The sequence below is a fragment of the Fructilactobacillus sp. X2R1C3 genome (assembly GCF_059901425.1).
The window spans coordinates 70293-97265 of sequence record NZ_JBWXUW010000001.1 but is presented as its reverse complement, the minus strand read 5'-3'; the positions used below and the strand labels follow the sequence as shown (position 1 = coordinate 97265).

Sequence of the window (26973 nt, the reverse complement as noted above, 5' to 3'; positions counted from 1 at the left end):
CCACCATTGCCCATGTCACAAGTTTTGTAACGTCAAGTAAAAACGTTGATATAACGTCACTTGCTTTAAAGATTTATTAAGGTTCTTAAGAAAAATATAAAAAACATATTTACTTTTAAAGAACACGCGCGTATATTCGACAAAAAGCAAAACAGCAAACATGGAGGTGTTTCATTTGAACCATAAGAAGATATTTTCAGTAGCATTTATTGGTGCCGCTTTGGCACTGATGCTTACTGGTTGTTCTTCTGGAAGTAGTAAATCGGGGAGTAAGGACATGGCAGTCAACTCCAGCGATATTATTTCTACGATGGACTCAAGTATGGTAACGGATAGTATTGGAGCGCAAAACCTAAACAACACGATGGAAGGTCTTTACCGCTACAATAACCGCAAGATTGAACCTGGCATTGCGACCAAGGTCGTTACCCCAACCAAGGGTGGAACTCAGTATAATTTCGATCTGAGAAACGCCAAATGGTCAAATGGAGACCCCGTGACCGCGTATGACTTTGTCTACGCATGGAGAAGAATCGTCGATCCTAAGACGGCTTCTCAGTACTCCTACATTTTTGAAGGAGTCAAAAACGCTGACAAGATCACCAACGGAAAGGCCTCACCCAAGACTTTAGGTGTTAAAGCCATTGGCCCCCACAAGTTGCAGGTCAATTTGTCGCAACCAATTCCCTACTTCAATTCTCTACTGACTGGTGCATCGTACTTACCACTTAATCAGAAGGTCGTTGAAAAAGCGGGTAGTCAATACGGGCTGAACAGTAAAGACATGGTATTCGACGGACCATTCAAGTTAGACAAATGGCAGGTTGGAAACACCGCCTGGACTGAAAGCAAGAACAACTCGTACTGGAACAAGAAAAACATCCGGTTAAACGCCGTTAAGTACTACGTTGTTAAGGATCCTAACACCGGCTTGAACCTATACTCTAGTCACGTAATTGACCAGTACAACGGCCTAACTGGTGATTCAGCTAACCAACTGAAAAACGAAAAAGACTTCTCAACGAAACCAACCTCAAGTACTTTCTACATTGAGATGAACGAGAAGAAGGATCCGTTCTTCAAGAATACCAAGATTAGACAGGCCATTGGCCACTCCATCAATCGTCAACTCCTTTCTAATCAAGTGTTAGGTAAAACCGCCACACCAGATTCAAGTGTTGTTCCTTCTAAGATGACCTGGAACAAACAAACGGGAGTTGACTTTAAAGACGAGGCTCAAAGTAAACAGGACGCAAGTTATAACGACTACAATCCTAAGTTAGCTAAAAAGCTTTGGACTGAGGGTCTAAAGGAGACCGGGAAGAAGAACCTCAACTTAACCCTGTTGGGTGACGATACGGATTCATCCTTAAAGCAATCCGAATTCCTGCAAGCTGAACTGCAGAAACTACCAGGATTGAAGGTCACCCTTTCAAACGTTCCGTTTAAGAACCGACTTCAACGTTCATCTAGTGGTGACTTCGACATGGTTGTCTCAGCTTGGAACGCCGACTTTCCAGATCCAGTAACATTCTTGAACCTCTTTGAAACCGGTGGCGCCATGAACGATGGTCACTGGTCTAACAAAGCGTTCGACCAACAGATCAAACAAGCATCTGATAAAAACGCCGGTAACTATCAGGCCCGTTGGCAGAACCTCCTGAACGCTCAGACCATCTTGACTAAGCAAGAGGGAGTCGTTCCACTTTATCAACAAAACACCGCAGCTCTTACCAGAAGCGACGTTCACAATTACAACCTGTCACCAAACGGGAATTTCAATCTCGCGGCTACCTACAAGAAATAAAGAGAGGTAAATCAAAATGACAAAATACATCATCCGTCGAATTTTCTACCTAATCCTCACTTTATTCATTGTTGCTTCGGTTACCTTCTTCCTGATGAAATTTTTACCTGGAACGCCTTACTCAAACCAGGCAAAACTCCAGCCAAGTCAAATCGCAATAATGAACCAAAAGTACGGATTAAACAAACCACTCTGGGATCAGTACCTGATCTACATGGGAAATCTACTCCACGGAAATCTGGGAACTTCATTTCAATTTAACAACCAACCAGTAACCCAGTTGATTGCCCATGACATTGGTCCTTCAATGCAGATTGGTACCCAAGCCATGATCGTTGGTTCAGTCCTTGGAATCCTACTTGGTGCCGTTGCCGCCATCAAGAAGAACACCTGGGTTGATTCCGGTGCAACCTTCATCTCAATCCTTGGAATCTCAATCCCAAGTTTCGTTTTAGCCGTTTTACTTCAGTACTACTTCGGCTACAAACTGCAATGGTTCCCAGTTGCCCTCTGGCAAAACTTCAGTTCCAGCATCCTACCGACGCTAGCACTTGCGGCCTTCCCGCTCGCAAATGTCGCCCGGTTCATGAGAACTGAAATGGTCGATGTCTTAGACAGTGACTACATTGAACTAGCGAAAGCCAAGGGTGATTCGGAAAGAAAGACGATTACGCACCACGCCCTAAGAAACTCATTGATTCCGGTCATCACCATCGTTGGTCCCATGGCCGTCTCAATCATGACCGGTTCACTGGTAGTTGAAAACATCTTCTCAATTCCCGGAATCGGTAATCAATTCGTTCAGTCCATTCTGACGAACGATTACCCCACCATCATGGGACTCACAATTTTCTACTCATTCTTATTAGTTGTCATTATCTTGGTTGTCGATATCCTCTACGGAATCATCGATCCACGAATCAGACTAGGAAACGGAGGTAAAGAATAATGGCCGAAAACTTACCACCACTTGAAGATCAGTTCCAGTTCGCAAGTGACGACCTTTCAAACTTGGACACTGAATCCGAATCAATCAACACCCCTTCTCTAACGTACTTTCAAGACGTTAAACGAAGATTAGTTAGAAACAAGGTTGCCATGACTTCTTTGATTCTGTTAGTAATAATCGCCCTAGTCGCAATCTTCGCACCGATCCTTTCACCACACGATCCAAACGCTCAAAACGTCCTGTACGCGAACTTACCACCAAAATGGGGCTCACTTAACATCCCCGGTCTAAACGGAATTCACGAAGCCGGTGGCCACATGGTCAACGCATATCAAGCAGAACACGTTCCAAAGGGAACCTACTACATCATGGGAACCGATTACTTAGGACGTGACCTCTTCTCAAGAATTCTCTACGGGACCCGGTTATCACTGTTTATCGCGGTCGTTGCGACAGCCGTTGACCTCCTAGTCGGTGTTCCTTACGGTTTAATCTCTGGTTGGGTCGGCGGTGCCGTTGACACCTTCATGCAGAGAATCGTTGAAATCCTCTCATCAATTCCTAACCTAATCGTCGTAGTCTTATTACTACTAATCTTAAAACCCGGAATCACTTCAATCATCATCGCCATTGCCTTTACCGGATGGATCACCATGTCACGTTTGGTTCGTGCTCAGACCTTTAAACTAAAGGAGTCCGAATACGTCTTAGCCGCTCGGACGCTTGGTGAATCACCATTCAAGATTGCGATGAAACACCTGATTCCAAACCTCAGTTCCACCATTATTATTCAAACCATGTTCACCATTCCATCGGCCATCTTCTTTGAAGCCTTCCTAAGTTTCATTGGAATCGGGATCCCAGCACCAAACGCATCCCTTGGTACACTTCTAAACGATGGTCAGAAGGCCTTTCATTTCTTGCCATATCAAATGTGGGTTCCAGCAATCGTACTGTCTGTCATTATGATTACAACCAACCTGCTTGGAGATGGATTAAGAGATGCGTTCGATCCAAAATCTAAGTAAAGGAGACAGATAAGATGGCTCAAAAAGTATTAGACGTTAAAAACCTGTCAATTGATTTTGCTACGCTAAACGGAACCGTGAAAGCCATTCGTGACGTTAGCTTTCACCTTGACAAGGGAGAAACGTTAGCGCTCGTTGGTGAATCTGGCTCAGGTAAGTCAATCACCGTGAGAACGATCATGCGTCTCCTAGCTGATAACGAAACCATCACCAACGGTACAATTGATTTTGAAGGCAAAGATATTTTAAAAGAATCCAAAAAACAAATGGATAAGATTCGGGGCGGCAAGATTGCCATGATTTCTCAGGATCCAATGACCTCACTGGACCCCACCATGAACATCGGTAATCAGGTGGCAGAACCACTCCGAGTTCACGAGGGAATGTCTAAGAGTAAGGCCCTCGAACAGGCCGCTGAAGTCTTAGAAGAAGTTGGAATTCCCAACGCTAGGGAACGAATGCGTGACTATCCTCACCAATTCTCCGGTGGGCAACGACAAAGAATCGTAATTGCGATGGCAATCATCGATAAACCCGATATTCTGATTGCCGACGAACCGACTACCGCCCTGGACGTTACGGTTCAAGCCCAAATCATCAAGTTATTAAGAGACTTAAAGGATAAGATTGGAACTTCCATCATCTTCATCACCCATGATTTAGGGGTGGTTGCCAACATCGCCGATCGCGTAGCCGTCATGTATGCCGGCAAGATTGTCGAGTACGGAAACGTTGACGATATCTTCTACAATCCGCAACATCCTTACACCTGGGGATTGCTTGACTCCATGCCGACCCTCTCAATGAAGAGTGACCGCTTGAACACGATCCCAGGAACGCCACCCAACCTGATTAACCCACCAAAGGGCGACGCTTTCTACGCCCGAAACAAGTACGCTTTAAAGATTGACCACGAAAAACAACCACCCTTCTTTAAGGTAAGTGACAGCCACTACGCCGCCACCTGGTTGTTAGACAAGCGCGCTCCAAAGGTTACCCCACCGGAATCAATTCAAAAGCGCCAGGCTGAATTTAAGAAACGAGGTGAAAACGACCATGACTAAAAAAGATCCCATTGTTTCAGTTAAACATTTAAAACAATACTTTAACGTCGGAAAGCCTGACGAGGTTAAGGCCGTTGACGACATCTCATTTAACATTTATCCTGGTGAAACACTGGGTCTGGTTGGTGAATCCGGTTCGGGTAAAAGTACAACCGGAAGAGACATCATTCGTCTCTACGACCCAACTGAGGGTGAAATCGACTTTGAAGGACAAAACATCTCGAAGTTAAAACGCAAACAAATGAAGAACCTGCGTAGTCAGATGCAAATGATCTTTCAGGATCCATATGCCTCACTGAATCCCCGAATGAAAGTAGAAGACATCATTGCTGAAGGACTTGACATCAACCATTTAGTTAAAAACGCTGATGAAAGAGATAACCGAGTGCGAAAACTCCTTCACCTCGTCAACCTAAACGAAGAACATGCCAGTCGATACCCATATGAGTTCTCTGGTGGTCAGAGACAACGAATTGGGATCGCCCGTGCCCTAGCGGTTAAACCGAAGTTCATCATTGCCGACGAACCCATCTCCGCCCTTGATGTTTCCGTTCAAGCTCAGGTCGTAAACCTGATGCAGGATATCCAGGAAAAAGAAGGCTTGACCTACCTGTTTATCGCCCACGACCTTTCAATGGTGAAGTATATTAGTGACCGAATCGCCGTTATGTACGCTGGTAAGATTGTGGAGATGGCTGATACCGACGAGTTATACAACCACCCTCTTCACAAGTACACCCAGAGCTTATTATCAGCTGTGCCAGTCCCTGACCCTCACTCAGAAAAACAGCACAAGATTATCAAGTTCGACCACAGTCAACCATTTAAAGAGGACCAATACCTTCAAGAAGTGCGTCCCGGTCACTGGCTGTACTGCAGTGATGAGGAAGCTAAACAATACAAATAACCGTTTCAAAAACGTTCGATTGAAAACAAATTCAGTCGAACGTTTTTTATTTCTCTTAATTCAGCCCTAGATTGCGGGAGTAGTAAGGGAATGGTATTATTAATGTGAATAATGAATTCAATCACAAGATGGAGGTTTATCTCAATGAATAACACTAACGAAAAATTCTGCGTTAAATGCGGCAAGAAGATTCCTAAAGAAACGAAGTTTTGTCAATATTGTGGTGCCAAACAACCAGAAATCAATTCGACCCCGCATACTAATTCACAACCAAGTCCAGCAAGTATGCGACCTCAGACTGCTAGCAATCAGGGCAATCCTGAAACCATCAGTACCCTATTACTGGTATTTGGTTGGATTTCCGCCGTTTTGTCGACCCTCTTTGTCCCCATCGTGTTTGGAATTATCGGAATTGTTCTTGGCGCAATCGAACTTAAGTATCACCAAAATGCTGGAATTATTTTGATAATTGCGTCGGTCGTTTTGATGATCATTGGAATTATTTTCGGGATGGTCATGGGTTCACAAGTATTCTGAAGGTAGGATGAAGTCTAATGAATAATACAAAATTTTGTGTCAACTGTGGCAAAAAGATTAAAAAAGACGCGCGCTTTTGTCCGTATTGTGGGGCTGAACAACCCCAAACGACCAAGCAACAACCCAAAACCAGTCCAACTGAGAATCATCCCCAAAATAATAAAAGTAACTTGAAAAAACTGCTGGGTGGGATTGGAACGGTCGTGCTTGCCGTTATTTTCGGTTTGAACTTCTACTTTAGGGCACGTCACGTTTTCCCTAATCAGGATACAAATGCTAGTAGCGTGATTAAGTCGATTAATCACACAGCCCGTCCCGACAACGATGCACCTAATGGATTTTCATTAAGTGATGAACTTAATGAAGCACATGCCACGTTAATGTATAATACGAAAGACAAATCATATAAATTTTACATAAAGCATCCAAACGATAAAAAGAATGCAAATTACGGCAGCTTTTATCTGATCAAAGCCAAACTACCACACCAAAATCAGTCATTTTACATGTATAAAGTTCTAAACAATGACGATTCTAACGAAGACCCTAAGAAACTCCCATTACAATTAGCTGGTAGTCTCACTGATACTTTCCACCTGACCAAGACCGCTATTAATGTCAATTGGGGAGACAATATGAAACCGGGAAAACAATTTATTATGGGTCCACAACAATAATAATCTGTATACAAAAAACACTGCCGATTAAGCAGTGTTTTTTTACTGACTATTTTAATTTTTTCAAATAACTAACATCTGGTCCGCCAAAACGATTGCCCTCGTCCACAGAGCTAAACAGCATGAAGATGAAAACAATGATGCTTCCAACAAATGGAATCAGTTGTAACCACCAGAAACCAGCTGAATAATTGATGTCATGAAATCTACGACACATGGAAGTGATGTTACCGATATATAAAAAGATATACAAAATGATAAATATTATGGCAAATAATCCTGCAATCATATTCCCAGCGGAAGTATTTGTAGAACTAAAAATCGCAATAAGTCCCCAAGTAACAAAAACAATTAAAGCAACATCCAAGCTTGACCACCAATATGATGCCCTACTCATTCTTCCAGAAATATGAAACATGTTCCCAAAGTAATCTTTAAACGAGGTAATCATGTTAGGTGATGAATATTCAGAACGAATATCCGCTCCAGTATTGGATTCTGGCCGATAAGTCTGCTGCTCATTATTAGTTTCTTGATAACCATAATTAGCCTGTTGACTATCAGTACCTTGACTACTTTGTGCATCAGCCATCTCTGGTTGAGCTTGACCACAATAAGGACAGAATTTCACATCCGCCTTTAACAATTTACCACAATTAGGACAGTGCTTGGTGTCATCCATCGTAAAACCTCCATAGTATGTATTTAAATCGATGTTAATGTAACATCTACTTTTATTTTACACTATTTGCCATGTCAAAATAGGCGAAAATGAACATTTTTGAACTATCTCCGTCAATTTGAGTCTGAATTGCCAGATTAAAGGCACCATCACAATTATTTTCTTTCACAATATCTCTCATTTTATTAAAAGCTTCCTGTTGAAATTCACGCAAAATCTGGTCATCATCTGGAATATAGTGGCCGCTTAACGCCACTGACCCATTTTGATTGAATTCATATCCATCAGGAATGGCACCAGCTGAAACAGGAATCAAAATTTCAGGTTGGCCTTCGTCTTGTTTTTCATTTGGATCAACCTCAACCGTAGTTGTCTCCTCTTCCTGATTCATTTCCTCTAATTCATCAATACTGGGTTGTTTATATCCACATTTCGTACAGAACTTTACGTCAACTGGAATCTCAGCTCCACAGTTAGGACAAAATCTTGTTTTTAATGCCATTTTTCTTTCTCCTTTTCGTATGTATTAAAAGAACTCCAAATAGGACCAGAATTCAAGTTAATTTTATCACATAAAAATCTTAATTAGCTACACAAAATGAGAAGCCATCTCACGGCTTCTCATTCATTAATTATTCTTCATTTTGCAATCGAGAATGGTGAATCCCGTAAACAAAGTAGATCACAATTCCCAGTGCTAACCAACCAATTACCGCAATTTTGGTCACGTTCGGTAACATGATGATGAAGTAGATACTCATCAGTCCGGCTAGAATTGGCAGGTACGGGTAAAGTGGCATCTTGTAACCAGTATTCTTGATGTCCTTTCTTCGTCTCAATGGAATAATCCCAAATGAGATAAAGGCAAACGCAACCAAAGTTCCAGCGTTAATCAATGAAACTAGTTGGGTTAAAGGAACGACCCCGGCAAAGATGGCCTGAATGATGACGGCTAACCAAACTGCGTAAGTCGGAATTCCGGTCTTGTGGTTAATCTTTCCCATTTTCTTAGAAATTAGTCCGTCACGTCCAAGTGAGTAAACCAGTCGTGAACTTCCGATGACCATGGTGACCATGGCGGTGAAAATCCCAAACAGTGCTCCGATCGTGATGGCCTTGTTCATGAAGTTTAAGTGCACCATGGAGAATGCCAAAGCGGCTGGATCGTCAACGTTTAGTAGTGAGTAATGAACCATTCCGGTCAGGACCAAGGAGAATCCAACATACAGTACGGCCGCAATCAGAACGGTTCCAAGAATTCCCTTGGCCATATTCTTATTAGGATTAATGGTTTCAGCCGAATTTGATGCCAACGCGTCAAAGCCCATGAAAGCAAAAAAGACGGTGGCAGCGGCGGTCGAAATCCCACCTAAACCAAACGGTGGAGTGTGAAACTGCTTGGGGTAAAACGGAACGTAGTTGCTTGACTTGATGTAAAAAACACCCACAACGATAAACAAGACGATGATGCCAATTTTGACCAGCACGGCAACGTTCTCAATCTTCTTGGAAAAATTAGTTCCCATTAAAGCGAGTAATCCAACTAACAGGGTAATGACAACGGCACTGATGTTGACTACGCCACCCTCCATCGGGCCACTTTGAAGAAACTTCGGAATGTTAATCCCAATGGCAGCTAAAATGTTGTTATTAAAGTACGAAGCAAATCCGGTGGCCTCAGCAGAAACCGCCAAGAAGTACTCTAGGATTAGTCCCCAACCAAGAATCCACCCGATGATCTCGCCGTAAACGACGCTTCCAAAGGAGTATGCTGAACCAGCAACGGGCATCGCCGACGAAAACTCGGCATACGCCATACCCACGACCCCAGCTAAGATGGCAGCAAGCAAGAATGCCAGTGCAACCGCTGGTCCTGCGTGTAAAGCTGCTTCGTGTCCTGGAAGAATAAAGATCCCAGTTCCGACAACGGCTCCGACGCCAAGACCAATTAAGTCTTTAGCGGTCAGCGTTCGCTTTAAGCCGGCATCGGCTTTGACGAAACTAGCAACCGATTCTTTCTTGAACATATTATGCATATGCATCCCTCCTTTTCATTTGTATTGCATTGAATTGTACCGTGAAAAAAAGATGATGACAATTACTTTTTTAAGATTTCCTTAAACAAAAAAGAACTGGGACCATTTCATCCCAGTTCTTAGTTAATTTTTTTTACTTTTTAACCGCCCACTGTGGTTGTTCACCATTTAGGACCTTCACGATCTCACTGGCGGCATCGTGAGCCATCCGGTTCATGCATTCCACCGTGTTAGAGGCAATGTGCGGTGTCAACAAGACGTTATCCAGCTTGTATAGTGGACTGTCCATTGGTAGTGGTTCAGAATCAAACACATCCAGGGCAGCGGCCTTGATTTCGTGACTCTTTAACGCGTCGATTAAATCATTCGTATTAACGAGCGCACCCCGAGCTAAATTAATGAGAACCGCCGAGTTATCCATCATCTCAAACTCACGTTTACCAACGCTTTGCTTAGTCGAAGGTAGCACTGGCATGTGTAAAGTGACGATGTCTGAATCAGTAAAGATAGCATCGCGATTAACCGCTTTACCGTATTCAGAGTCTTCAGCATGTGGTGAATTGTAGATGACATTCATCCCCAGTCCGCTCACCTTCTTAGCTACCATCTTGCCGATTCGGCCGTAACCGAGAATGCCGAGGACCTTGCCCTCTAAATCAAAACCCATGTGATCCTTCTTGTAGTTCCAGTTACCGTCACGCATCTCGTGCGAATCATTGGTAACGTTCTTTGATACATCAAAGATTTCGGCTAACGTCGTCTCAGCAACCGTTGAGGCATTGGCGAGCGGCGTAATTGTTACATATATGCCATGTTGTACCATAAAGGGAACGTCGATGTTGTCATAACCCACACCGTTTCTAGCGATGATCTTTAAGTTCGGCATCTTTTCAATGGTGTCATTTGGAAATGGAGTCGTCCCAATCAGGATGCCATAAGCATCGGCGGCCATATCAAGCAACGTTGAAATCTTCTTGTCAGGTAATTCCACAACATCAAAGCCACTGTCTTTCAGTAGCTGTTTTCCATCTGGAGCCAAACTTGCTTGTACTGCAACTTTTTTAGCCATCATAATCTCTCCCATCTACTTACGATTCACTAACGTGTTCTTTTTTATAAAAATCTTTTAACTCGCTTGGAGTAGGATAGCCATCGTTATCACCGGGCGTCTGAACTTGAAGCGCCCCAACGGCATTTCCCCGCATGACCGCACTCTTTAGATTTTTGCCCTCTAATAGTGCGGTAATTACCCCAAGCGCAAACCCATCACCGGCACCAACCGTGTCGACGACGTGATCGACCTTAAAACCGGAGACTGTGTACGAATCTCCATCTTTAGTCTTCACATACGCACCATCCGGGCCCAACTTAATGAGCACTGCGTTCGTGCGTTCACCATTCTGGAGGTAAAAGTCAGCAATTTTTTTCGGGTCATCACTTCCCATGAGGACCTTGCCCTCGTTTACACCTGGCATCACAATGTCAGCGTTTTTAGCTAATTCGTTAATCGTTTTAATCATTCGATCATGATCACCCCACAGTCCGGGACGCAGGTTTGGATCAAACGTTATCTTGATTTCATTATTAATCAATCGGTCCATTAATGCACGATATGAGTCTTCTGCTTCTGCTGACAAAGCCGGGAAGATCCCCGTTAGATGAGCCATTTTGACGTCATCAAGATTAATCTCGTCAATGACCCCCCGCTTTAGATGTGAAGCAGCCGATCCCGTGCGATAGTTGAACGTCTGGGGATCACCGTGCGTCACCATCTGTTTTAATTGATGACCCGTCCAATGATCGGGATCGTCTTTAACGTAGTCAATCCCAACGCCGTGGTCGATAATCACTTCCTTGGCGTATTTACCCAGCGGATCAGTTCCCACTTGAGAAACGTACTGGGCGGAATGTCCCAGTCGTTTTGCACCAATGGCCACGTTTAGCTCCGCCCCTCCGAGGATTTTTAGATAGTGGGTCGAATCAGCTAAAGTAGCGTCAGGATCGGTTGAGGCGAACGTCACCACCGGTTCACCAATTGTCAGAAATTCACTCATAATTTTCACCTTTCTTTAATCATCTATCCGAAGAATAAGTACACTAATATTTCGTTTAAAATGGAGACAATCCACATGACCGGAACTCCCAGTTTCAGTAGTTGCTGAGGACGAACCTTCATGTAGTCAAGACCCCAGACGTTCCATGACTGAGTAATATCAGTTGAAACCGCCATCAGGGTTGGAACGTACATTAATGGTAAGAGGAACATGTCGTTAAACATCCCAGTAGCGGAAAGGACGGCGGCCGTCGCAGCTCCAGCACCCCAGACCTGAAGTGGTCCTCTAAACAATGCCAACGGAGCAAGAACTCCGATTCCAAGTGCTAAAAGTAAATGACTGTTTGGCAGGATGGCACTGAAGATTCCCTTGAAACGACCAGCGTTTAACTGAGCCGCACCGGCAAACATAACTAGTGCCATAAGGAACATGATTAAGCCCGAAATATCGTTAATGGACTGTTTAATCGTGGTATTAAGAAATTCCTTGAATTTTTTGTAGCCCTTCATCTTACCGGTCACAAGCATCGCTAGGATACTAGAAAGGATCAATGCTGGAATGGCATCCCAGCCAAGCGCCATGTTCAAAATAACGGGAACAACTGGGATAGCGTACGCAATGTACGGGATCTTGTCAACGTCCCCGGGATCAGTCGCACCAATCTCTTTCAGGTTGGCCTCGGCATTCTTTGGATTAAACGTGTGGCGTTTCATTACCAGAAACAAGATGACTGCGATTAGTTGCACCGCCATGGCGGCCCAACCAAACTCAAGATAGTGCAGATTGTACTCAGCTTTTGGGAAGAACGCCTTAATCTGATTAAATAACACGACGTTGACGTACATGGCTGAACCAATCGACAAGGCAAACGTCGTTAGGGCCACGTCTCGAGGAATTCCCAATGACAAGAGGATTGGTAACAAAATGACACCGATGGCAATGACCGAACCCACTCCGTAGGAACTGACAAACAACAGCGCTGTAACTAAGACAATCAAAATAGCGGCCAGTAAGGGATGCGATTTCCCAACCTTATTCGTTTTCTGCGAAATTGATGGCGCAATGCCACTGTCAACCAACACTCGTCCGAACCACGAACCAAAGACGATGTAGATAATCGTCGAACCGTACTTCAAAGCGGGCGTTGAGAAGACCGCCGTCAAAGCGGTGTGATATGGGATCAGGCCGATGACGGTCCAAAGAATCGCCATGACGAAGAACCCAATGGTCAGGTCTCCACCTTTAATAATGTAAAAGATAAAGCCAGCAAAGGTAACTAGTAACAGAATCGCAATAATGGTATTCATCAACTACATCACCTCATCTCTCAGCAACTTGATCTGCCGTTCAACGTGTTCGTCGTCTTCCATCGGAAATTCAAGCGCTAAATCCGCTGTTTTCGGTAACTCGTTCAGGATGTTTTTCCAATCAAACATGCCGTCGTTTAGATCGTCCGCAGTCTGTAAGTCATCCTCGTCAAACTGGTTGACGTTCTTTAAATGAATGTAATCGGTATACTGTCCAAGGGAATCAGCCGCATAGTCCGCACTTTGATGGGTAAACGCCCAGTTACCAAGGTCGTACACGTACTTAATGGGAAGACCATTCTTTTTGGCTTGGTTTAAAAAGTGCTTGATGTTGGCAATCTTGCCACTCACCTTGGTTTGATCATTTTCCACGTTTAATTGAATCCGATCGAGGGGCAATCCGTCAAAGGCATGGGACAAATCACCGTCAAACGCCCGAAAGTTTCCCACGTTAAACTTGATTTTGGTAATTCCCATTTGTTGACCCTCATCAAAGTATTGCTTCAACTTGGGATTAACTGAACCGTCCTTTAAAAACAGCTCATCGGGAACACTATAATTGACCAGTAATCCCGTTCTCAATCTGGCATTATCAATCTCATCAAGTTCTTTAGAAAAATCCTTGATGTATTCGCGTCGAACCTCAATCCCGTCAACGTTCATCTGCTTCACGCGCGGAAATAACGCTGCCTGACTCGTACCGGCTTCGATGTCATTTACAAAGATCCATGTATTTAAAAACAATCGCATCAGTATTCACTCCTTTTTTAATTTGATACCGCTTTCATATTTATGATTATGGTAATCGTTTACATAAAAGTAGTCAATACTGTTTGGCAATCTTTTTTCTAAAAACATGTAATCGTTTTCCATGATGCCATAAAAAAAGACCAGCCGCACTGGCTCGTCTTACTCTTTTAAAATTGGGCTGGAATCTCAATTTTTTTCGCAATCGGTTGGGAATCACTCTCAATCCCTTCAATCAGGATCTGAGCGGCATTCACGCCAATCTGAAATGGGTCCTGATTAATCACCTTAATTCCCGGATCAATATTATCAATCAGTGAAGTGTCAGAGAAACCCGTCATGTGAACTCCATCGGACTTCCGAATGACCCCATCCCGAATCAACTTGGGCAAAAACTTCAAGAGCCATCGTTCCTTTAAAGCAAAAATCAGACCCCCGTTCGTTTCACCGATGTCATTTTTCAGTTTGGCGTATGCCTGACGAAACGAACGCTCATCGTTTCCAGGAGAAATGACAGTGACGTCGTCCCCATAGACCGCTTTAATCCCGTTCAGTCGTTGTTCTCGGGTAGAAACGTTTTTCACGTTATTTGTAATCACAAAGACGTGGCTTAATCCCTGATCTTTAAAGTATTGAGCCGCCTTCTTACTGACTTCGTAGTTATTGGTAACCACACTCGGCCAGGGACTGCCCTTAATCTGCCGGTCTAACATGACCACTGGCACGTTTTGGGGAATCGAACTTTGAAAGGCGTCCAGGTCGTTACTTAACGGCTGAATCAAGACGCCACCAAACATCTGCTGGTTAAGTGACGATAACGTATCAAGTTCCCGCCGTTCATCACTATCGGAGTCCATTAAGACCGCGATGAAGCTGTTCTTTTTTAAAACCGAATTAACACCCTTAAAAATCTCCGTAGAAAAATAGTCGTCAACATCCGCCGCAATGACAGCCACCAACCGACTTTGCTTGGTAATGAGCTGTCTAGCAGATTCGTTTGGCACGTAGTTCAACTTCTTGATTGCTTCGGTGACCCGCTTGGCAGTAGCATCGGACATGTGGTTGGTTTTTCCGTTTAAGTAGCGTGAGATGGTGGCGGTTGACACCCCTGCTTCTGACGCAACGTCTCTAATCGTAGCTACTGAACCCATTTGGACCCCTCCCATCGTTTTTTTCATTCTACCATTTATTGAACTTTTGTTTCTAGTCAAAAAAGAATTCATCAATTAATTGATGAATTCCATTCTAGCTATTTAAATTTAAGGTTCCAAGCCGCCTGCTGGTTAATCCCGGACTCTTTTTTAATTAGTTTAGCGGTCTTTTCGGTCTGATATGCCTTCACTAATTCTTTGATTTTCTTACTATGCTCGTCGCGCTTCTTTGCGGCAATGAAGTTGACCCACTTATGAGAATCCTTGGTAAATGGTGCCGTATAAATGGCTTTCTTGGGGCTCAGGTTCGAACTTTCAGCGAAGTTCCCGTTAACGACGGAAGCTCCAGCCGAATTCAAAAGCCGTGGAGTCTGAGAAGCGTCCACTTCTTTAATCTTCAGGTTCTTCGGATTACTGGTGATGTCCTTGACGGTGGTAAAAGCCTTTTTCGGATTTAACTTAATCAATCCTGCACTCTGGAGGACGTGTAAAGCCCGGGACTCGTTGTTAGTGTCGTTTGGCACCGCAATGGAAGTTCCACTGGAAATTTCATTAACCGACTTAAATTGATTGGAGTAAATCCTCATCGGTTCAATCACGGTATCCCCAACCGGCACGATGTCCGTGTGGTGAACGTCATTCCAATTGTCCAAAAATGGGTAGTTTTGGTAGGCATTCACGTCAATGTCCCCGTTGGTTAAAGCGTTGTTAGGCTGTGAATAGTCGGTAAACGTCTGAAACTGAACGTTTAGGCCATACTTATCCTTGGCGTCTTTAGCTACCTCGTTCCAGATGGCCTGTTCCTGTTTGGATCCGGCCATGATGCCAACGGTAATGGTGTTCGCTTCAGCCTCTGATTGGTGGAAAAAGCTGAAGTATCCGGCGATTCCAATAAACAATATAATTCCAATCCAAATTAAGTATTTAACCCATCTTCTCATTTGCGTTCCTCCCATTATTAACCAAACAAAAAAGCATCCATCCTGTAAAAAGGACGAATGCTTCCGCGGTACCACCTTAGTTCATAGTCGTCTCACAACGACTACCTCAACAGTTACTTGTAAAAATAACCGGGCCATGATATCGGCGGCATCCCGTCACCAGCTCACGATTCACTGGTGAAAACTCCAAGTCCATCTTCAACAGCGTTAACTCATCTCATCGCACCAACCTGAGACTCTCTTTGAGTTTCTTCTGCCTACTCAACTTTTCTGTTTAGTTAATTTATTGTTTTTAATGGTCGTTACTTTACATGCTTTAAAACGGAATGTCAATCATTTTTGAGAAAAAATAGAATAACTTTTAAAGTTATTCTATAATAACGGTATTAACTCACAAGGGGGAATTACTATCTCGAAGTTTATACATAAACATTTCACGTTACTTTCACTGCTTCTGTTTTTAATTTTAAGCGTAGCAGTCGTCAGTCCCTATTTCTTTGGCAATCCAGTCCTACCACGCGAAGACATGCGGTTTCATCTGGCCCGGGCGTACGAGAGTTACATCCAGGTTCAACACGGTGGCATCTTACATATGATACCGGGAATGATGACGAAAACTTTCGTCAAAGTTGGTTACCCGCTAAATGGGTTCTATCCGATTTTTGCCGTATTACCTGAGGCCATAATTCATTTAGTCATTAAGAATCCATACACATCCTACTTACTTTACCTCATCCTAATCAACTTTCTGGTGTTTATCTCCATGTATCTAGCAACCTGGAAAATCACCAATCGAAAACTGACCGGACTCGTATCCGCCATCATCTACGGTTTATCGACGTATCTAACGTTTGACCTCTTTGTCCGCTTTGATGTGGCGGAAGGAATGGCGTTTGTCTTTCTACCAGTTATTCTCTACGGAATTTATCAGGTATGTATCAAAAACGATCGCCAGTGGTGGGTCTTAAGCGTTGGATTAACCCTGCTGGTATTAACCCACCTACTGTCGTTTTTGATTGCCGGTGCCTTTTCTGCCATGACGATCATTATTATCATGTTAAACCATGATTCATTGAAACTTAAAGTAAAGCGGATCTTAGCGCTAATCGCCGCTGCCGTCGGGACTTTCTTCTTATCGGCTTTCTTTTTACTGCCATTAATTCAGAATTACCATTACGACCAAGAAATTTCCATCATGAAGTGTCGCCTCCAAGACATGAGCATCCCGGTCACCAATCTGTTTTTTGGCCCCACTCCAAATGGACCTTGGCAGTACGGTGCTAGCATTGGCATTATCGGACTAATGATCATCATCTTGCTGTTCGTCTTCTGGCATCGACTTGACCTATTCTCCAAATCAATGACAGTCCTCTCACTGCTCTTTCTGCTTTTTAGTTCCAATCTCTTTCCGTGGGACCTTTTGCAAAAATGGGTGGGAATGATCCAATTCCCATTCCGTTTTCTGATCATCACTACTGTCCTACTAGCGTTTTTAGGCGGAGAAATCATTACCAAGATTTTTGCCAAAAACAATTCTACGGGAACCCTCTTGCTTTTAGGCGTCTTAGTACTTAGCCTCTGTTCATCACTTGCTACCAATTTGCAGCTCAAATCCTGGGAACCCCAGGCTTCTTCACCACAGGCGTTTGAAAAAGTGGGGAAATCAGCCGTTTATTGGGACTACCTCCCTCACGCTTCCGATTCTTTAGAGCCCTTACTCAAAAAGCATTCTACCTTAAAAATGAATCCAGGTCAGAAGGGTTTAAAACAAACGAAACGGACTACCTCGTACAATCAAATTGAGTACCAATTAGACGCTGAAAGTACCACCAGGGTTCGTTTGCCAAACGTTTACTTCCCTGGCTACGCCGTGACCGTTAACAATCAACCAGTTCCCATCAAGGTTGACCAAGAGCGTGCCATCAATATTCCCGTTAAAAAAGGTACAAACACCATCAAATTGACGTATCACCGCACCCGCGTTCACATCATTGGCATTTGGATCAGTGTCATCTCCTGGTTACTTTTACTGGGATACCTTGGGCTAGCATTTTATAAAAAACATTTTAAATAAACGAAAATGGGACTCACGTGACGTGAATCCCATTTTTTAATAAAAAAGAACCGAAGCAATTACTCCGGTTCTCCCCTGGCTTATTAATCTCTTATTCTATTTTTCAACCTGGTTGTTGGTCGTAACTTGACCATCAATCATTTCACCATCATCTTTTAACTGCAAGAAGTTATTCTTGAAATCAAGCTTTAGACCTGGTCCAAAGAAAGTCATATCATTCTTACTGGTTAAAACGTCAGCGTCTTGATTGTTTTCGAGCTTAACATCGTAGTCTGATGGTGCTTTTGAAACACCAACAACTTGAAAGGCATCTCCAACAGTGCAAGCACCACCGGCACCTTCAGAGAAGTTATTTGATCCGTCATTTGCGGCCAACAGGTATGCGTTAGCACCTGCTAATCTTTTCTTCATGTAGGCCATTGCGTCATCAGTAATTGTTAATTTCATATTTATAACCTCCTATAAGTGATCCATAAATGAACCTCTTCAAATCTTCACTATTTATGATAGCAGGAATTCACCATAACGCAAGTAAAATGTACACAATTTAATTTTAAATGGTCAATAAGTTTTTTCACTTTATATTAGGGACTAGATAGGTTATTATAAAGTCACAAACAAGTTTAATCCGCTTAACAGGATTAGAAATATAGAGGTGTATTTTATGGTTATGTATAAAGATCTTGAAGGTAAGACAGCCGTAATCACTGGAGGAGACTCCGGGATCGGTGCTGCCATTGCTGAACGTCTAGGTCAGGAACACATGAACGTGGTTATTAACTACCACAAAAACGAAGAAGCAGCTAACCAAGTTGTTGAAGTCGTTGAAAAAAACGGTGGACACGCTGTTACTAAACAGGGTGACATCGGTGATGATGCTGGTGCCGAATCATTAGTACAAACTGCCGTTGACTCATTCGGTGATTTGGACGTTTGGTTCAATAACGCCGGAATGGAAAAGAAGACTCCTACAAATGAAATCTCCCTTGAAGAGTGGCAAGGAGTTGTAAACGTTGACTTAACTGGTACTTTCTTAGGTACTAAAGCCGCATTGAACTACTTCTTAAAGCACAACAAAAAGGGTAGTATCGTTCAAACTTCATCAGTTCACCAACAGATTCCATGGCCTACATTTGCTAGCTACGCCGCAAGTAAGGGTGGAGTTAAATTATTCACCGAAACTGCCGCAATGGAATTCGCTAAGCAAGACATTCGGGTTAACTCGATCTGTCCAGGTGCCATTAACACCCCAATTAACGCCAAGAAATTCGCTGATCCAAAGACCTACGAATCAACGGTTAACATGGTTCCAATGCACCGAATTGGTAAACCTTCAGAAGTTGCAGCTGCCGCTGTTTGGTTAGCTTCTGATCAATCCAGTTACGTTACTGGAATTTCACTTTACGTTGATGGTGGGATGACATTATACCCATCATTTCAAAATGGTAACGGTTAAAATTACCAACCAAAAAGACTACGAATTTAAATTCGTAGTCTTTTTTTTATTGCCTAAAACACCTTTAAAATTCTTCTGATTAATTCTTTTAGACCGTGCCAACCAAACAGGACGCAGGCGGTCACTAGTAAAACTCCCTCAAAAAAGAGGACCAGCTGTTCTTTTTGGTCCAGGATAAAATACGCGGCAATTACCCCGATTACGAGTAAATACGCAACCGTTAGTCTAATTTTGGCTTTGATTGGTCTTCATCTCCTCAGCAGTACTGTTTTAATTCTACCAATCATTTTACCAAATTCAACTACTTAAAATACTGTTGCGAAAAGCTTACGACTTTTTGCGTATACGTATCAGGATCCTGACTTCGACCCTCAATGTGACCGGCACCCTTAATGATCCACAACTGCTTCGGTCCCGCATCATTTCTGTAATTCTCATAGGCATTCTTAACGGGAACAAACTTATCGACGTCACCGTGAATGACAAACAACGGAATCTGGTTGTGCTTTAAGGTCTTCTTCGTATTGCCGTCGTTCATGTTATACTTCGCAAACATCCGCACGTAAAGATTAACGGTCGGAACCAGTGGAAAACTGGGAATGTTAAACAACCGTTTTAGTTGGCCACCTAATTCCCCTTCGACACTAGCATAGCCACTGTCCTCAATCGCAAACTTCACGTTACTTGGCATTTTTGGTAGAGAGTACATGACGGCCGAAGCCCCCATACTCGTCCCAAACAGGCCTAATTCACCGTCGGGGTGGTCATAATTGAGCACTCTGGCCCATTTTTCCAGGTTAGTGGCGTCTTTGACACCGTACCCGATGTACTTACCACCACTGCCACCAAACGACTGGTTATCGGGTGCGAGGACGTTATAACCGGCATCATGAAAGATTTTAATGAATGACTCCATCTCTTCACTATTACTACCGTAGCCATGAACAACAATCATCGTCTTGTTGGTCGGCTTTTCGGACGGAACGTATCTAGCAACTAGATTGGTGCCATCACTCGCTTTTTCGTGTAAGAACTGAGTGTGATTGTCACTAAACCACTCGGTGTCGGGTGTTCCAGCATTCTCGTTGTACAAACTGGCCAGCCCGGTCTTTCCAAAAGCAAAGTTAAACAGCAGGTATCCAACCGCTAAATCAAGGATGACTGCGAAAATGACAAAGAAGAAAGCCGTCACCCCGGTCCATTTCAGTATTCTTTTCATTGGCCTTGCTCCTTTCTAATTAATTTTAACTTTTAAAAATTGTTTTAATGCGTCTACGTACTATCTTAGTGGATGTTAGATACAATGACACAAAAAAAGTTAGTTTTAGCGAAAAATTAACGAAAACAAATACACTTATGAAAATTCATAAGTGTATTTGTGCTTGTATAAAGATAAAATTATTAATTAGCTAATATGTTTATTTATTAGAATTGCTATCTGAACCTTGCTGGCTCGAATTCTGCTTCTCAGAATCTGGGGTAACATCTTTCCAATCACCCTTAGCTCCATCATCGTTAATCAAATTTGTCTTAAGCGTACTGATGTTAGTAAACACCTGCCACATGATAATAGCCATCACAATGTGTGAGATCCAACCCACAATTGGAATTACCGCGATTATCGACAAGACAATTCCGACGATGAACTTGGGTTTGATGTTATCAATTTCGGCCTTAACTTTACCATCACTTAGGGAACTCACCATCTGAGAACTGATGATAAAACAAGTAATGTAGAGACCTAATAGTACCAAGAGTGGAACCCACAGCATGCTAACAATGATGATGCCACCAAGGATTGGAAACAACAGAACCGTTTCAATGATTGAAATTACCAGGGTTAGAACATACAAGAAGTCTAACTTTTGAACAATATCTGATTTCTTCATAAATTCCTCCAATTAAATCTTTTCTATACTATTATTTTACCCTAAAATCGAATTTATTTGGGAAAAATAAACGTGATACAATTAATGTAATTGCTTAATGGAGATGAAGAACTTGGCGAAACGCACACACCACATTGATTTTTCAGACATTCGATACGTTCTCTTTGCGACCATTATTGGAACGCTGACGGGCGCCGTAATTGCGTCCTTTCGTTACCTAATCCAGGTCGCCTTAAAATGGTCGCTTACAATTTATCATGGACTTGACCACAATCTCAACCTTCTGTGGTTGGTAATTCCAACCTTCTTACTCATCTCAATCGTGACTGGTCTCATCATGAAGGGCGATCCTGACGTTAAGGGTTCAGGAATTCCACAGGTCGAAGCTCAACTAGCTGGAAACATTGAAACCAACTGGGTCTCTGTCTTGTGGCGCAAGTTTGTCACCGGTGTCCTAACCGTCGGGACCGGAATCTTCGTCGGACGAGAAGGTCCCTCGGTTCAGTTAGGGGGTGCCATTGGTCAAGGAGTTGCCCAGGGCTTTAAAGAAGGTGGTTCCGAGCGGCGATTGATGATTGCAACCGGAGCTGCTTCTGGACTATCGGCTACCTTTAGTGCGCCATTAGCGGGCACGTTCTTCGTCATGGAAGGTGTTTATCGCAATTTCTCTCCCGCCGTCTGGCTTTCGTCTCTCACGGGGTCAATCTGTGCAAACTTTGTTTCCCTCAAGGTTTTTGGCCTAAAACCCATTCTGCCCATTTTCTACAGTCACATTTTTCAACTGCAGAACTACTGGCAACTGATTATCCTGGGCATTATTCTGGGTGTCCTAGGCTATGTCTACAACTTAGGTCTACTGGACCTGCCAAAGTGGTTCGCTAAAATTAAAATTATTCCATGGTACTTCATGTGTGCAATCCCGATTTTACTGGTTATTCCCGTTGGAATGTTCTTCCCGACCACCATCGGAAGTGGTAGTCGAGTCATCATGACCGTCGCCACTCACAACGTGCCATTAACCGCCATCTTTGTCTTTCTAATCGTCCGGTTTGTCTTCGGGTTAATCACGTATGGTGCCGGAATTCCTGGTGGTTTCTTCATGCCAGTCTTAGCCGTTGGATCACTGATTGGTGCGGCCTACGGTGGTTTTATGTCACAGATTGGACTACTCGGTACCGGATACGTTAACAACTTGTTGATTTTCGGGATGGCCGGCTACTTTGCGGCCGTCAGTAAGGCGCCTTTCACCTCAATCATGCTAATCACCGAACTGGTTGGCAACACCAAGAACTTCATGGCGTTAGCGCTCGTGGTCCTTATCTCCTACGTCGTGGTCGACATGCTGGGTGGTCAACCAATCTATCAAGCCTTAGCCGAACGATTAACTGCCATCAAGACATACTTCAACGCTGACAGTAAGACGGACAAAATTCAAGTCCCAGTCTATGAATTCAGTTCGATTGAAAACAAGTTAGTCAAAAACATCCATTGGCCGAACCACTCTATTCTCATCACGATTAGCCGGGGTAATCTCCACATCATTCCCAATGGAAACACCCAGATTAAAGCCGGTGACACGCTGATTGTCCTTGCCCATCGTGATAACATTGGACCAGTTAAGAAACAGCTGGTGAAAATGGCGATGGAAATTGATGAATAATATTAATCTTTAACAACTAACCATTCTGGTTAGTTGTTTTTTCTTTGCAATCATTAAATTAATATTCATTGAAAACGATTACATAACCTGCTAACCTTAAATTAAGAGACGTAACTACAAGGAACATTTATGAAAGTTGGTGCACACATGGAAAAGAACGTTTTAGGAATCGACCTCGGCACGGGATCGGTCAAGGTCACGGCTGTCAACAAGCTTGGTGACATCGTGGGACAAGAGTCAACGTCATATCCAAATCCCCAACCAAAACCTGGTTGGAGTGAACAAAATCCCAATGATTGGGTCAATGGCACGATTGCGGCGATCAGAAAATTAGTCAACGATGATAATGTTGATCCAGAGTCCATAAGTGGAGCTAGTTTCTCGGGTCAAATGCATGGACTGGTACTATTAGACAAAGATAACAAGGTCATCAGACCAGCCATCTTGTGGAACGACACCAGAACCACGAAGCAACGCAAAGAAATTGAGGATAAACTGGGCAAGCGGTTCGTCGAAATCACCGGTAATCAACCACTAGAGGGCTTTACCATTACCAAACTCCTCTGGGTCAAAGAAAACGAACCAGAAAACTGGGCCAAAGTGAAGACCTTCCTCTTACCAAAGGATTACCTCCGTTTCAAAATGACCGGTAACATCGCGGTCGACTTTTCTGATGCTACCGGAACCACCCTCTTAGACATCCACGACAACAAGTGGAGCCTTGAAATCTGTAAGGCACTCGGAATTCCCGAAAAAATTCTGCCGCCACTAATTCAGTCCATTGACTACGTGGGAAATGTCATCCCCGACTTCGCCGATCAAGCCGACATGTCAACCATTACCAAAGTCTACGGTGGGGCCGCCGATAACTCAGCTGGTGCGGTTGGTGCTGGCATCATGTCACCCAATAACGCCCTGGTCAGCGTCGGAACCTCTGGCGTGGTCCTACATCACGAGGTCGACCTCTCCACCGACTACGGTGGTCGCCTACAAATGGAGGACCATTCCATTCCCAACACCTACTATTCAATGGGCGTCACGCTTGCTGCTGGTGATTCTTTGACCTGGTACAAAAACACCTTCGTTAAAGATGAGGACTTTACCGAGATGACTAATGAAGCCGGTAAATCTCCGATTGGAGCCAACGGCCTCTTATTCACGCCGTACATTGCCGGGGAACGAATGCCCCACGCTGATTCGCAAATTCGCGGGAGTTTCATTGGGATTGACCGCACCCAGGTCCGACGTGACTTTACCAGAGCCGTGATGGAAGGGATCACCTTTAGTCTCAATGATATCTTAGCCATCTACGACCAAATGGGAGCCACCATCGACCACGTCACTTCCATTGGTGGCGGCGCTAAGAGTTCCGTCTGGACCCAAATGCAGGCGGACATCTTCAATAAACCCGTCATCACCCTCGCAAACGAACAGGGACCTGGCATTGGAGCGGCCATGATTGCCGCCGTCGGTCTTGGCTGGTTTACCGGCTTTCCGGCCTGTGCCGATCAGTTCATCAAGTTTGGTAAGACCTACGAACCGATTGCCGCTAACGCAGCTAAATACGCCAAGATTTTTAAAATTTATCAACAAATTTATCCCCAAACGAAAAAGATTAGTCACGAATTACAGGATTTACGTTAACTACAACGCCAAAATAAAAGGACGAAACCTAAGCTTCGTCCTTTTTGCTAGTAAAACGAGTTTTAATTAATCCGATCAGAGCCGGAAGTAAGGTAATTAAGATAATTGATAAAATCACGGCCGAGAAGTGTTCTTTAACGAACGGGATGTTGCCAAAGAAGTATCCGCCACCACAGCACAGGACGACCCATGCCACGCACGCGGTAACGTCATACTTCACGAATTTTTGGTAGCTGTAGTCACTACTGGCAGCAACAAATGGAACGAACGTCCGCACAATCGGCATAAACCGTCCCAGTAGGATGGCCCATGACCCGTACTTATCAAAGAACTGATGGGCTTTTTCAAAATCCTTGGGCTTAATGAATCGACTCAAATATTTATTGTCAGTAATGGCCAGGCCAACTTTTCTTCCCAAGAAGAAATCCAGTGAGTCCCCCAAAGCGGACGCCATAAAGAACAAAATCACAAAAATCCAGATGTTTAAATCATTGGTACTAGCGGCGGCCAGGGCTGCGGCCGCAAACAAAAGTGAATCACCCGGCAGAAATGGCATGATTACGGCGCCGGTTTCAATGAAGATAACCGCAAACAGGATCAGATAGGTCCAATTGCCAAACATGTTGACGAGTGTGACTAGGTGGTGGTCAATGTGAAGCACAAAATCGACTAAAAAACTCATATAATTAATCCCCACTTAAATTTAGTTATTTTACAATTTTACCAAAATGCCGCTAGCAAGGATAGTCGCAGAACCCTAGGAGTCCTTGATTTAAACTAAAATTAATGAATATAAAAAAGACGATTGAACTAATTTCAGCTCAATCGTCTTTTAGTTTTTCTAAATTTAATTACAGTTTCGGTTGAATCAGTAAGATGACCCCAATGACGGCCACCACTAGAATGGCAATGGCAAAGTAACGCTCGTACTTCCCAAAGATTGGCTGTCCTGGTGCGTACTGTTTTCGAGCGTACATAAACAGTGGAATTCCCAAAGCATAGATCACAAAGGCAATCGTCAGGTATTCCAGTCCAGCGGCGTAGCCCATGAACAGGGTGCCAAGGATTGCCAAGACTGACACGAAGTAGGCACTCTTTCTTGAGACCGACAGCTTGTTGCCATCCGGATTGAACGTCTTCTCGTTGCGACTAATCTTGAACAGATACATCATCGAAATCAGGTACGGTGGCACCGTCATCGTTCCCACGATGGTCAGCGTGAAATTGAAGGCCCGCCCCGCAAAGTGAGTAAAGATAATGATTAATTGAATAACGATAACCGTCATGAACAACGAGTGAATCGGAACGTTGTTCTTGCCCATCTTTCTAAAGAACTTCGGGAAGGTTCCGTCCATCGAAGCTGCTCGGGGCATCTCAGACAAAACTAAGACCCACGTCAACCAACTGGATAAGACGGCGACAATGACACCAAAGGTGATGATTAATCGTCCTAGTGGTCCCAAAACAATCTGCATCAAGGCCCCAGTTGAAGGACTTTGTAGGTTCGCCAGTTGACCGTAACTGCGTAAGCCCAGTGGCAAAATTGACACCAGCGCGTACAGTACCAAACAGATTAAGAAGCCGTATTTAGTCGCCTGACGCACGTCCTTTTGACTCTTGGCGTTACTTGACAAGACGACGGCCCCTTCAACTCCAGAAAAGACCCACATCGTGGTCATCATGGCATTTCGGACCTGGGAGAACAAACCGCCCATGGCCTTGTCATCAACCTTTGGTAACGTCTGGGACGCAAACATATTGGTAGTAAAGGCGTGCCAGTTGAAGACCACAATCATGGTAATGATGAAGATCGCTACAATCGTCAACATGCAGATGGTCCCAAACACATCGACGTGACTGGTAACCCGGATGCCTTTTAAAATCAGGTAGGTCATGAGCCACAACACGATGGTTCCACCAATAATCGAGATCCAGTTATTGCCACCCGTAAACGTCCCGGGCCAAAACGCGTTTAACGTCGACATCAACAGGACTGAATATGCGGCAACGGCGAACGACTGACAGATCCAGTACCCCCAACTTACAAAGAAGGCGGTAAAGTTACCAAACCCGGCGTGCGCATAGTGATACAAACCGGTGGTGTATTGTGGTCGAACCTCCGACAAGGTCATAAACGAACGCACAATAAACCAAATAATTAATCCGGATAGTGCCCAAGCGATGATTTGGGCAATTGCTCCGGCATGCAGTGCCATGTTTTGTGGCAAATCGTAGATTCCACCACCAACCATCGCTGATAGTACAAACGCGGTCAGACCAATGGTTCCGACCTTTTCTTTTTTACTACTCAAATCCTCACTTCTTTCATCTTGAATTAAAAGAAAAAGGCGATTTCATTCGCC

At 43.8% G+C, this 26973-nt stretch carries 25 protein-coding genes and 1 other annotated feature; of the genes, 11 read left to right on the top strand and 14 right to left on the bottom strand.

Annotated elements, in window-relative coordinates; all coding sequences use genetic code 11:
* Positions 1-166: 166 nt before the first annotated feature.
* From AC6UDD_RS00420 to AC6UDD_RS00390, 7 genes are all read left to right on the top strand, one after another.
* A complete protein-coding gene (locus tag AC6UDD_RS00420) occupies positions 167-1807 on the top strand; it encodes a peptide ABC transporter substrate-binding protein (protein ID WP_500718088.1) in 1641 nt (546 codons plus the stop codon).
* 16 nt (positions 1808-1823) lie between these two features.
* Positions 1824-2756 carry an oligopeptide ABC transporter permease gene (opp3b, locus tag AC6UDD_RS00415; protein ID WP_010022390.1) on the top strand — a complete coding sequence of 311 codons (933 nt, stop codon included), beginning with the start codon at positions 1824-1826 and terminating at the stop codon, positions 2754-2756.
* Positions 2756-3784 (top strand): ABC transporter permease, encoded by a 1029-nt coding sequence (locus tag AC6UDD_RS00410; protein ID WP_500693317.1) that lies wholly within the window; start codon positions 2756-2758, stop codon positions 3782-3784. The genes opp3b and AC6UDD_RS00410 overlap by 1 nt, the downstream gene beginning before the upstream one ends.
* A 14-nt stretch (positions 3785-3798) precedes the next feature.
* A complete protein-coding gene (locus tag AC6UDD_RS00405) occupies positions 3799-4848 on the top strand; it encodes an ABC transporter ATP-binding protein (protein ID WP_500717392.1) in 1050 nt (349 codons plus the stop codon).
* Positions 4841-5755, top strand: coding sequence for an ABC transporter ATP-binding protein (locus tag AC6UDD_RS00400; protein ID WP_500717389.1), 915 nt, complete (start codon positions 4841-4843; stop codon positions 5753-5755). The genes AC6UDD_RS00405 and AC6UDD_RS00400 overlap by 8 nt, the downstream gene beginning before the upstream one ends.
* Before the next feature lie 144 nt (positions 5756-5899).
* Positions 5900-6292 (top strand): zinc-ribbon domain-containing protein, encoded by a 393-nt coding sequence (locus tag AC6UDD_RS00395; RefSeq protein ID WP_500717386.1) that lies wholly within the window; start codon positions 5900-5902, stop codon positions 6290-6292.
* Between the two features lie 17 nt (positions 6293-6309).
* Positions 6310-6969 carry a zinc ribbon domain-containing protein gene (locus AC6UDD_RS00390; RefSeq protein WP_500717380.1) on the top strand — a complete coding sequence of 220 codons (660 nt, stop codon included), beginning with the start codon at positions 6310-6312 and terminating at the stop codon, positions 6967-6969.
* Positions 6970-7018: 49 nt separating this feature from the next.
* Here the strand turns inward: AC6UDD_RS00390 and AC6UDD_RS00385 are convergent, their stop codons facing one another.
* The 9 genes from AC6UDD_RS00385 to AC6UDD_RS00345 form a co-directional block, all read right to left on the bottom strand.
* Entirely contained in the window at positions 7019-7651 is a 633-nt protein-coding gene (locus AC6UDD_RS00385) for a DUF805 domain-containing protein (RefSeq protein ID WP_500717375.1), read from the bottom strand.
* Between the two features lie 52 nt (positions 7652-7703).
* On the bottom strand, positions 7704-8153 hold the full coding sequence (locus AC6UDD_RS00380; RefSeq protein ID WP_500717373.1) for a zinc-ribbon domain-containing protein: 450 nt from the start codon (positions 8151-8153) through the stop codon (positions 7704-7706).
* A gap of 130 nt (positions 8154-8283) precedes the next feature.
* Entirely contained in the window at positions 8284-9687 is a 1404-nt protein-coding gene (locus AC6UDD_RS00375; protein WP_500717371.1) for an APC family permease, read from the bottom strand.
* A 133-nt stretch (positions 9688-9820) separates the two neighbouring features.
* The gene (locus AC6UDD_RS00370; protein ID WP_500717369.1) at positions 9821-10756 is read right to left on the bottom strand and encodes a phosphoglycerate dehydrogenase; all 936 of its coding nucleotides are present in this window, start codon (positions 10754-10756) and stop codon (positions 9821-9823) included.
* A 19-nt stretch (positions 10757-10775) separates the two neighbouring features.
* Positions 10776-11741 carry a sugar kinase gene (locus tag AC6UDD_RS00365; RefSeq protein WP_500717366.1) on the bottom strand — a complete coding sequence of 322 codons (966 nt, stop codon included), beginning with the start codon at positions 11739-11741 and terminating at the stop codon, positions 10776-10778.
* A gap of 23 nt (positions 11742-11764) precedes the next feature.
* Positions 11765-13051 carry a Na+/H+ antiporter NhaC family protein gene (locus AC6UDD_RS00360; protein WP_500717364.1) on the bottom strand — a complete coding sequence of 429 codons (1287 nt, stop codon included), beginning with the start codon at positions 13049-13051 and terminating at the stop codon, positions 11765-11767.
* Positions 13052-13798, bottom strand: coding sequence for a sugar phosphate isomerase/epimerase family protein (locus AC6UDD_RS00355; RefSeq protein WP_500717361.1), 747 nt, complete (start codon positions 13796-13798; stop codon positions 13052-13054).
* Positions 13799-13965: 167 nt separating this feature from the next.
* Positions 13966-14946: a LacI family DNA-binding transcriptional regulator gene (locus tag AC6UDD_RS00350; RefSeq protein ID WP_500717359.1), complete on the bottom strand. Its 981-nt coding sequence runs from the start codon at positions 14944-14946 to the stop codon at positions 13966-13968.
* Between the two features lie 98 nt (positions 14947-15044).
* Complete coding sequence (locus tag AC6UDD_RS00345) at positions 15045-15887, bottom strand: MetQ/NlpA family ABC transporter substrate-binding protein (RefSeq protein WP_500693301.1); 843 nt, start codon at positions 15885-15887, stop codon at positions 15045-15047.
* A gap of 46 nt (positions 15888-15933) precedes the next feature.
* Positions 15934-16167, bottom strand: a binding site (T-box leader).
* Between the two features lie 246 nt (positions 16168-16413).
* On the opposite strand from AC6UDD_RS00345, the gene AC6UDD_RS00340 reads away from it, so the two are divergent.
* Positions 16414-17961: a YfhO family protein gene (locus AC6UDD_RS00340; protein ID WP_500717356.1), complete on the top strand. Its 1548-nt coding sequence runs from the start codon at positions 16414-16416 to the stop codon at positions 17959-17961.
* A 96-nt stretch (positions 17962-18057) separates the two neighbouring features.
* On the opposite strand, the gene AC6UDD_RS00335 is transcribed toward AC6UDD_RS00340, so the two are convergent.
* Positions 18058-18408 (bottom strand): iron-sulfur cluster biosynthesis family protein, encoded by a 351-nt coding sequence (locus tag AC6UDD_RS00335; RefSeq protein WP_500717353.1) that lies wholly within the window; start codon positions 18406-18408, stop codon positions 18058-18060.
* A gap of 223 nt (positions 18409-18631) precedes the next feature.
* On the opposite strand from AC6UDD_RS00335, the gene AC6UDD_RS00330 reads away from it, so the two are divergent.
* Positions 18632-19417 (top strand): glucose-1-dehydrogenase, encoded by a 786-nt coding sequence (locus AC6UDD_RS00330; protein WP_500718086.1) that lies wholly within the window; start codon positions 18632-18634, stop codon positions 19415-19417.
* A 301-nt stretch (positions 19418-19718) separates the two neighbouring features.
* Here AC6UDD_RS00330 and AC6UDD_RS00325 read toward each other — a convergent pair whose 3' ends face one another.
* Together AC6UDD_RS00325 and AC6UDD_RS00320 are read right to left on the bottom strand one after the other, a co-directional pair.
* Positions 19719-20636 (bottom strand): alpha/beta hydrolase, encoded by a 918-nt coding sequence (locus AC6UDD_RS00325; RefSeq protein WP_500717351.1) that lies wholly within the window; start codon positions 20634-20636, stop codon positions 19719-19721.
* 199 nt (positions 20637-20835) lie between these two features.
* Complete coding sequence (locus AC6UDD_RS00320; protein ID WP_500717349.1) at positions 20836-21306, bottom strand: hypothetical protein; 471 nt, start codon at positions 21304-21306, stop codon at positions 20836-20838.
* A gap of 112 nt (positions 21307-21418) precedes the next feature.
* On the opposite strand from AC6UDD_RS00320, the gene AC6UDD_RS00315 reads away from it, so the two are divergent.
* Both AC6UDD_RS00315 and xylB read left to right on the top strand, forming a co-directional pair.
* Positions 21419-22966: a ClC family H(+)/Cl(-) exchange transporter gene (locus tag AC6UDD_RS00315; RefSeq protein WP_500717347.1), complete on the top strand. Its 1548-nt coding sequence runs from the start codon at positions 21419-21421 to the stop codon at positions 22964-22966.
* A 147-nt stretch (positions 22967-23113) separates the two neighbouring features.
* On the top strand, positions 23114-24610 hold the full coding sequence (gene xylB / locus AC6UDD_RS00310; RefSeq protein WP_500718083.1) for a xylulokinase: 1497 nt from the start codon (positions 23114-23116) through the stop codon (positions 24608-24610).
* A 28-nt stretch (positions 24611-24638) separates the two neighbouring features.
* On the opposite strand, the gene AC6UDD_RS00305 is transcribed toward xylB, so the two are convergent.
* A complete protein-coding gene (locus AC6UDD_RS00305; RefSeq protein WP_500717344.1) occupies positions 24639-25292 on the bottom strand; it encodes a VTT domain-containing protein in 654 nt (217 codons plus the stop codon).
* A 169-nt stretch (positions 25293-25461) separates the two neighbouring features.
* Complete coding sequence (locus tag AC6UDD_RS00300) at positions 25462-26922, bottom strand: amino acid permease (RefSeq protein ID WP_500717341.1); 1461 nt, start codon at positions 26920-26922, stop codon at positions 25462-25464.
* Positions 26923-26973 lie beyond the last annotated feature (51 nt).

Bases quoted from the DNA above. Each gene is read 5' to 3' on its own strand.
- opp3b (WP_010022390.1), top strand. From the start codon at position 1,824: ATGACAAAATACATCATCCGTCGAATTTTCTACCTAATCCTCACTTTA.
- AC6UDD_RS00410 (WP_500693317.1), top strand. From the start codon at position 2,756: ATGGCCGAAAACTTACCACCACTTGAAGATCAGTTCCAGTTCGCAAGT.
- AC6UDD_RS00405 (WP_500717392.1), top strand. From the start codon at position 3,799: ATGGCTCAAAAAGTATTAGACGTTAAAAACCTGTCAATTGATTTTGCT.
- AC6UDD_RS00400 (WP_500717389.1), top strand. From the start codon at position 4,841: ATGACTAAAAAAGATCCCATTGTTTCAGTTAAACATTTAAAACAATAC.
- AC6UDD_RS00395 (WP_500717386.1), top strand. From the start codon at position 5,900: ATGAATAACACTAACGAAAAATTCTGCGTTAAATGCGGCAAGAAGATT.
- AC6UDD_RS00390 (WP_500717380.1), top strand. From the start codon at position 6,310: ATGAATAATACAAAATTTTGTGTCAACTGTGGCAAAAAGATTAAAAAA.
- AC6UDD_RS00385 (WP_500717375.1), bottom strand. From the start codon at position 7,651: ATGGATGACACCAAGCACTGTCCTAATTGTGGTAAATTGTTAAAGGCG.
- AC6UDD_RS00380 (WP_500717373.1), bottom strand. From the start codon at position 8,153: ATGGCATTAAAAACAAGATTTTGTCCTAACTGTGGAGCTGAGATTCCA.
- AC6UDD_RS00375 (WP_500717371.1), bottom strand. From the start codon at position 9,687: ATGCATAATATGTTCAAGAAAGAATCGGTTGCTAGTTTCGTCAAAGCC.
- AC6UDD_RS00370 (WP_500717369.1), bottom strand. From the start codon at position 10,756: ATGGCTAAAAAAGTTGCAGTACAAGCAAGTTTGGCTCCAGATGGAAAA.
- AC6UDD_RS00365 (WP_500717366.1), bottom strand. From the start codon at position 11,741: ATGAGTGAATTTCTGACAATTGGTGAACCGGTGGTGACGTTCGCCTCA.
- AC6UDD_RS00355 (WP_500717361.1), bottom strand. From the start codon at position 13,798: ATGCGATTGTTTTTAAATACATGGATCTTTGTAAATGACATCGAAGCC.
- AC6UDD_RS00350 (WP_500717359.1), bottom strand. From the start codon at position 14,946: ATGGGTTCAGTAGCTACGATTAGAGACGTTGCGTCAGAAGCAGGGGTG.
- AC6UDD_RS00345 (WP_500693301.1), bottom strand. From the start codon at position 15,887: ATGAGAAGATGGGTTAAATACTTAATTTGGATTGGAATTATATTGTTT.
- AC6UDD_RS00340 (WP_500717356.1), top strand. From the start codon at position 16,414: ATGCGGTTTCATCTGGCCCGGGCGTACGAGAGTTACATCCAGGTTCAA.
- AC6UDD_RS00335 (WP_500717353.1), bottom strand. From the start codon at position 18,408: ATGAAATTAACAATTACTGATGACGCAATGGCCTACATGAAGAAAAGA.
- AC6UDD_RS00330 (WP_500718086.1), top strand. From the start codon at position 18,632: ATGTATAAAGATCTTGAAGGTAAGACAGCCGTAATCACTGGAGGAGAC.
- AC6UDD_RS00325 (WP_500717351.1), bottom strand. From the start codon at position 20,636: ATGAAAAGAATACTGAAATGGACCGGGGTGACGGCTTTCTTCTTTGTC.
- AC6UDD_RS00320 (WP_500717349.1), bottom strand. From the start codon at position 21,306: ATGAAGAAATCAGATATTGTTCAAAAGTTAGACTTCTTGTATGTTCTA.
- xylB (WP_500718083.1), top strand. From the start codon at position 23,114: ATGGAAAAGAACGTTTTAGGAATCGACCTCGGCACGGGATCGGTCAAG.
- AC6UDD_RS00305 (WP_500717344.1), bottom strand. From the start codon at position 25,292: ATGAGTTTTTTAGTCGATTTTGTGCTTCACATTGACCACCACCTAGTC.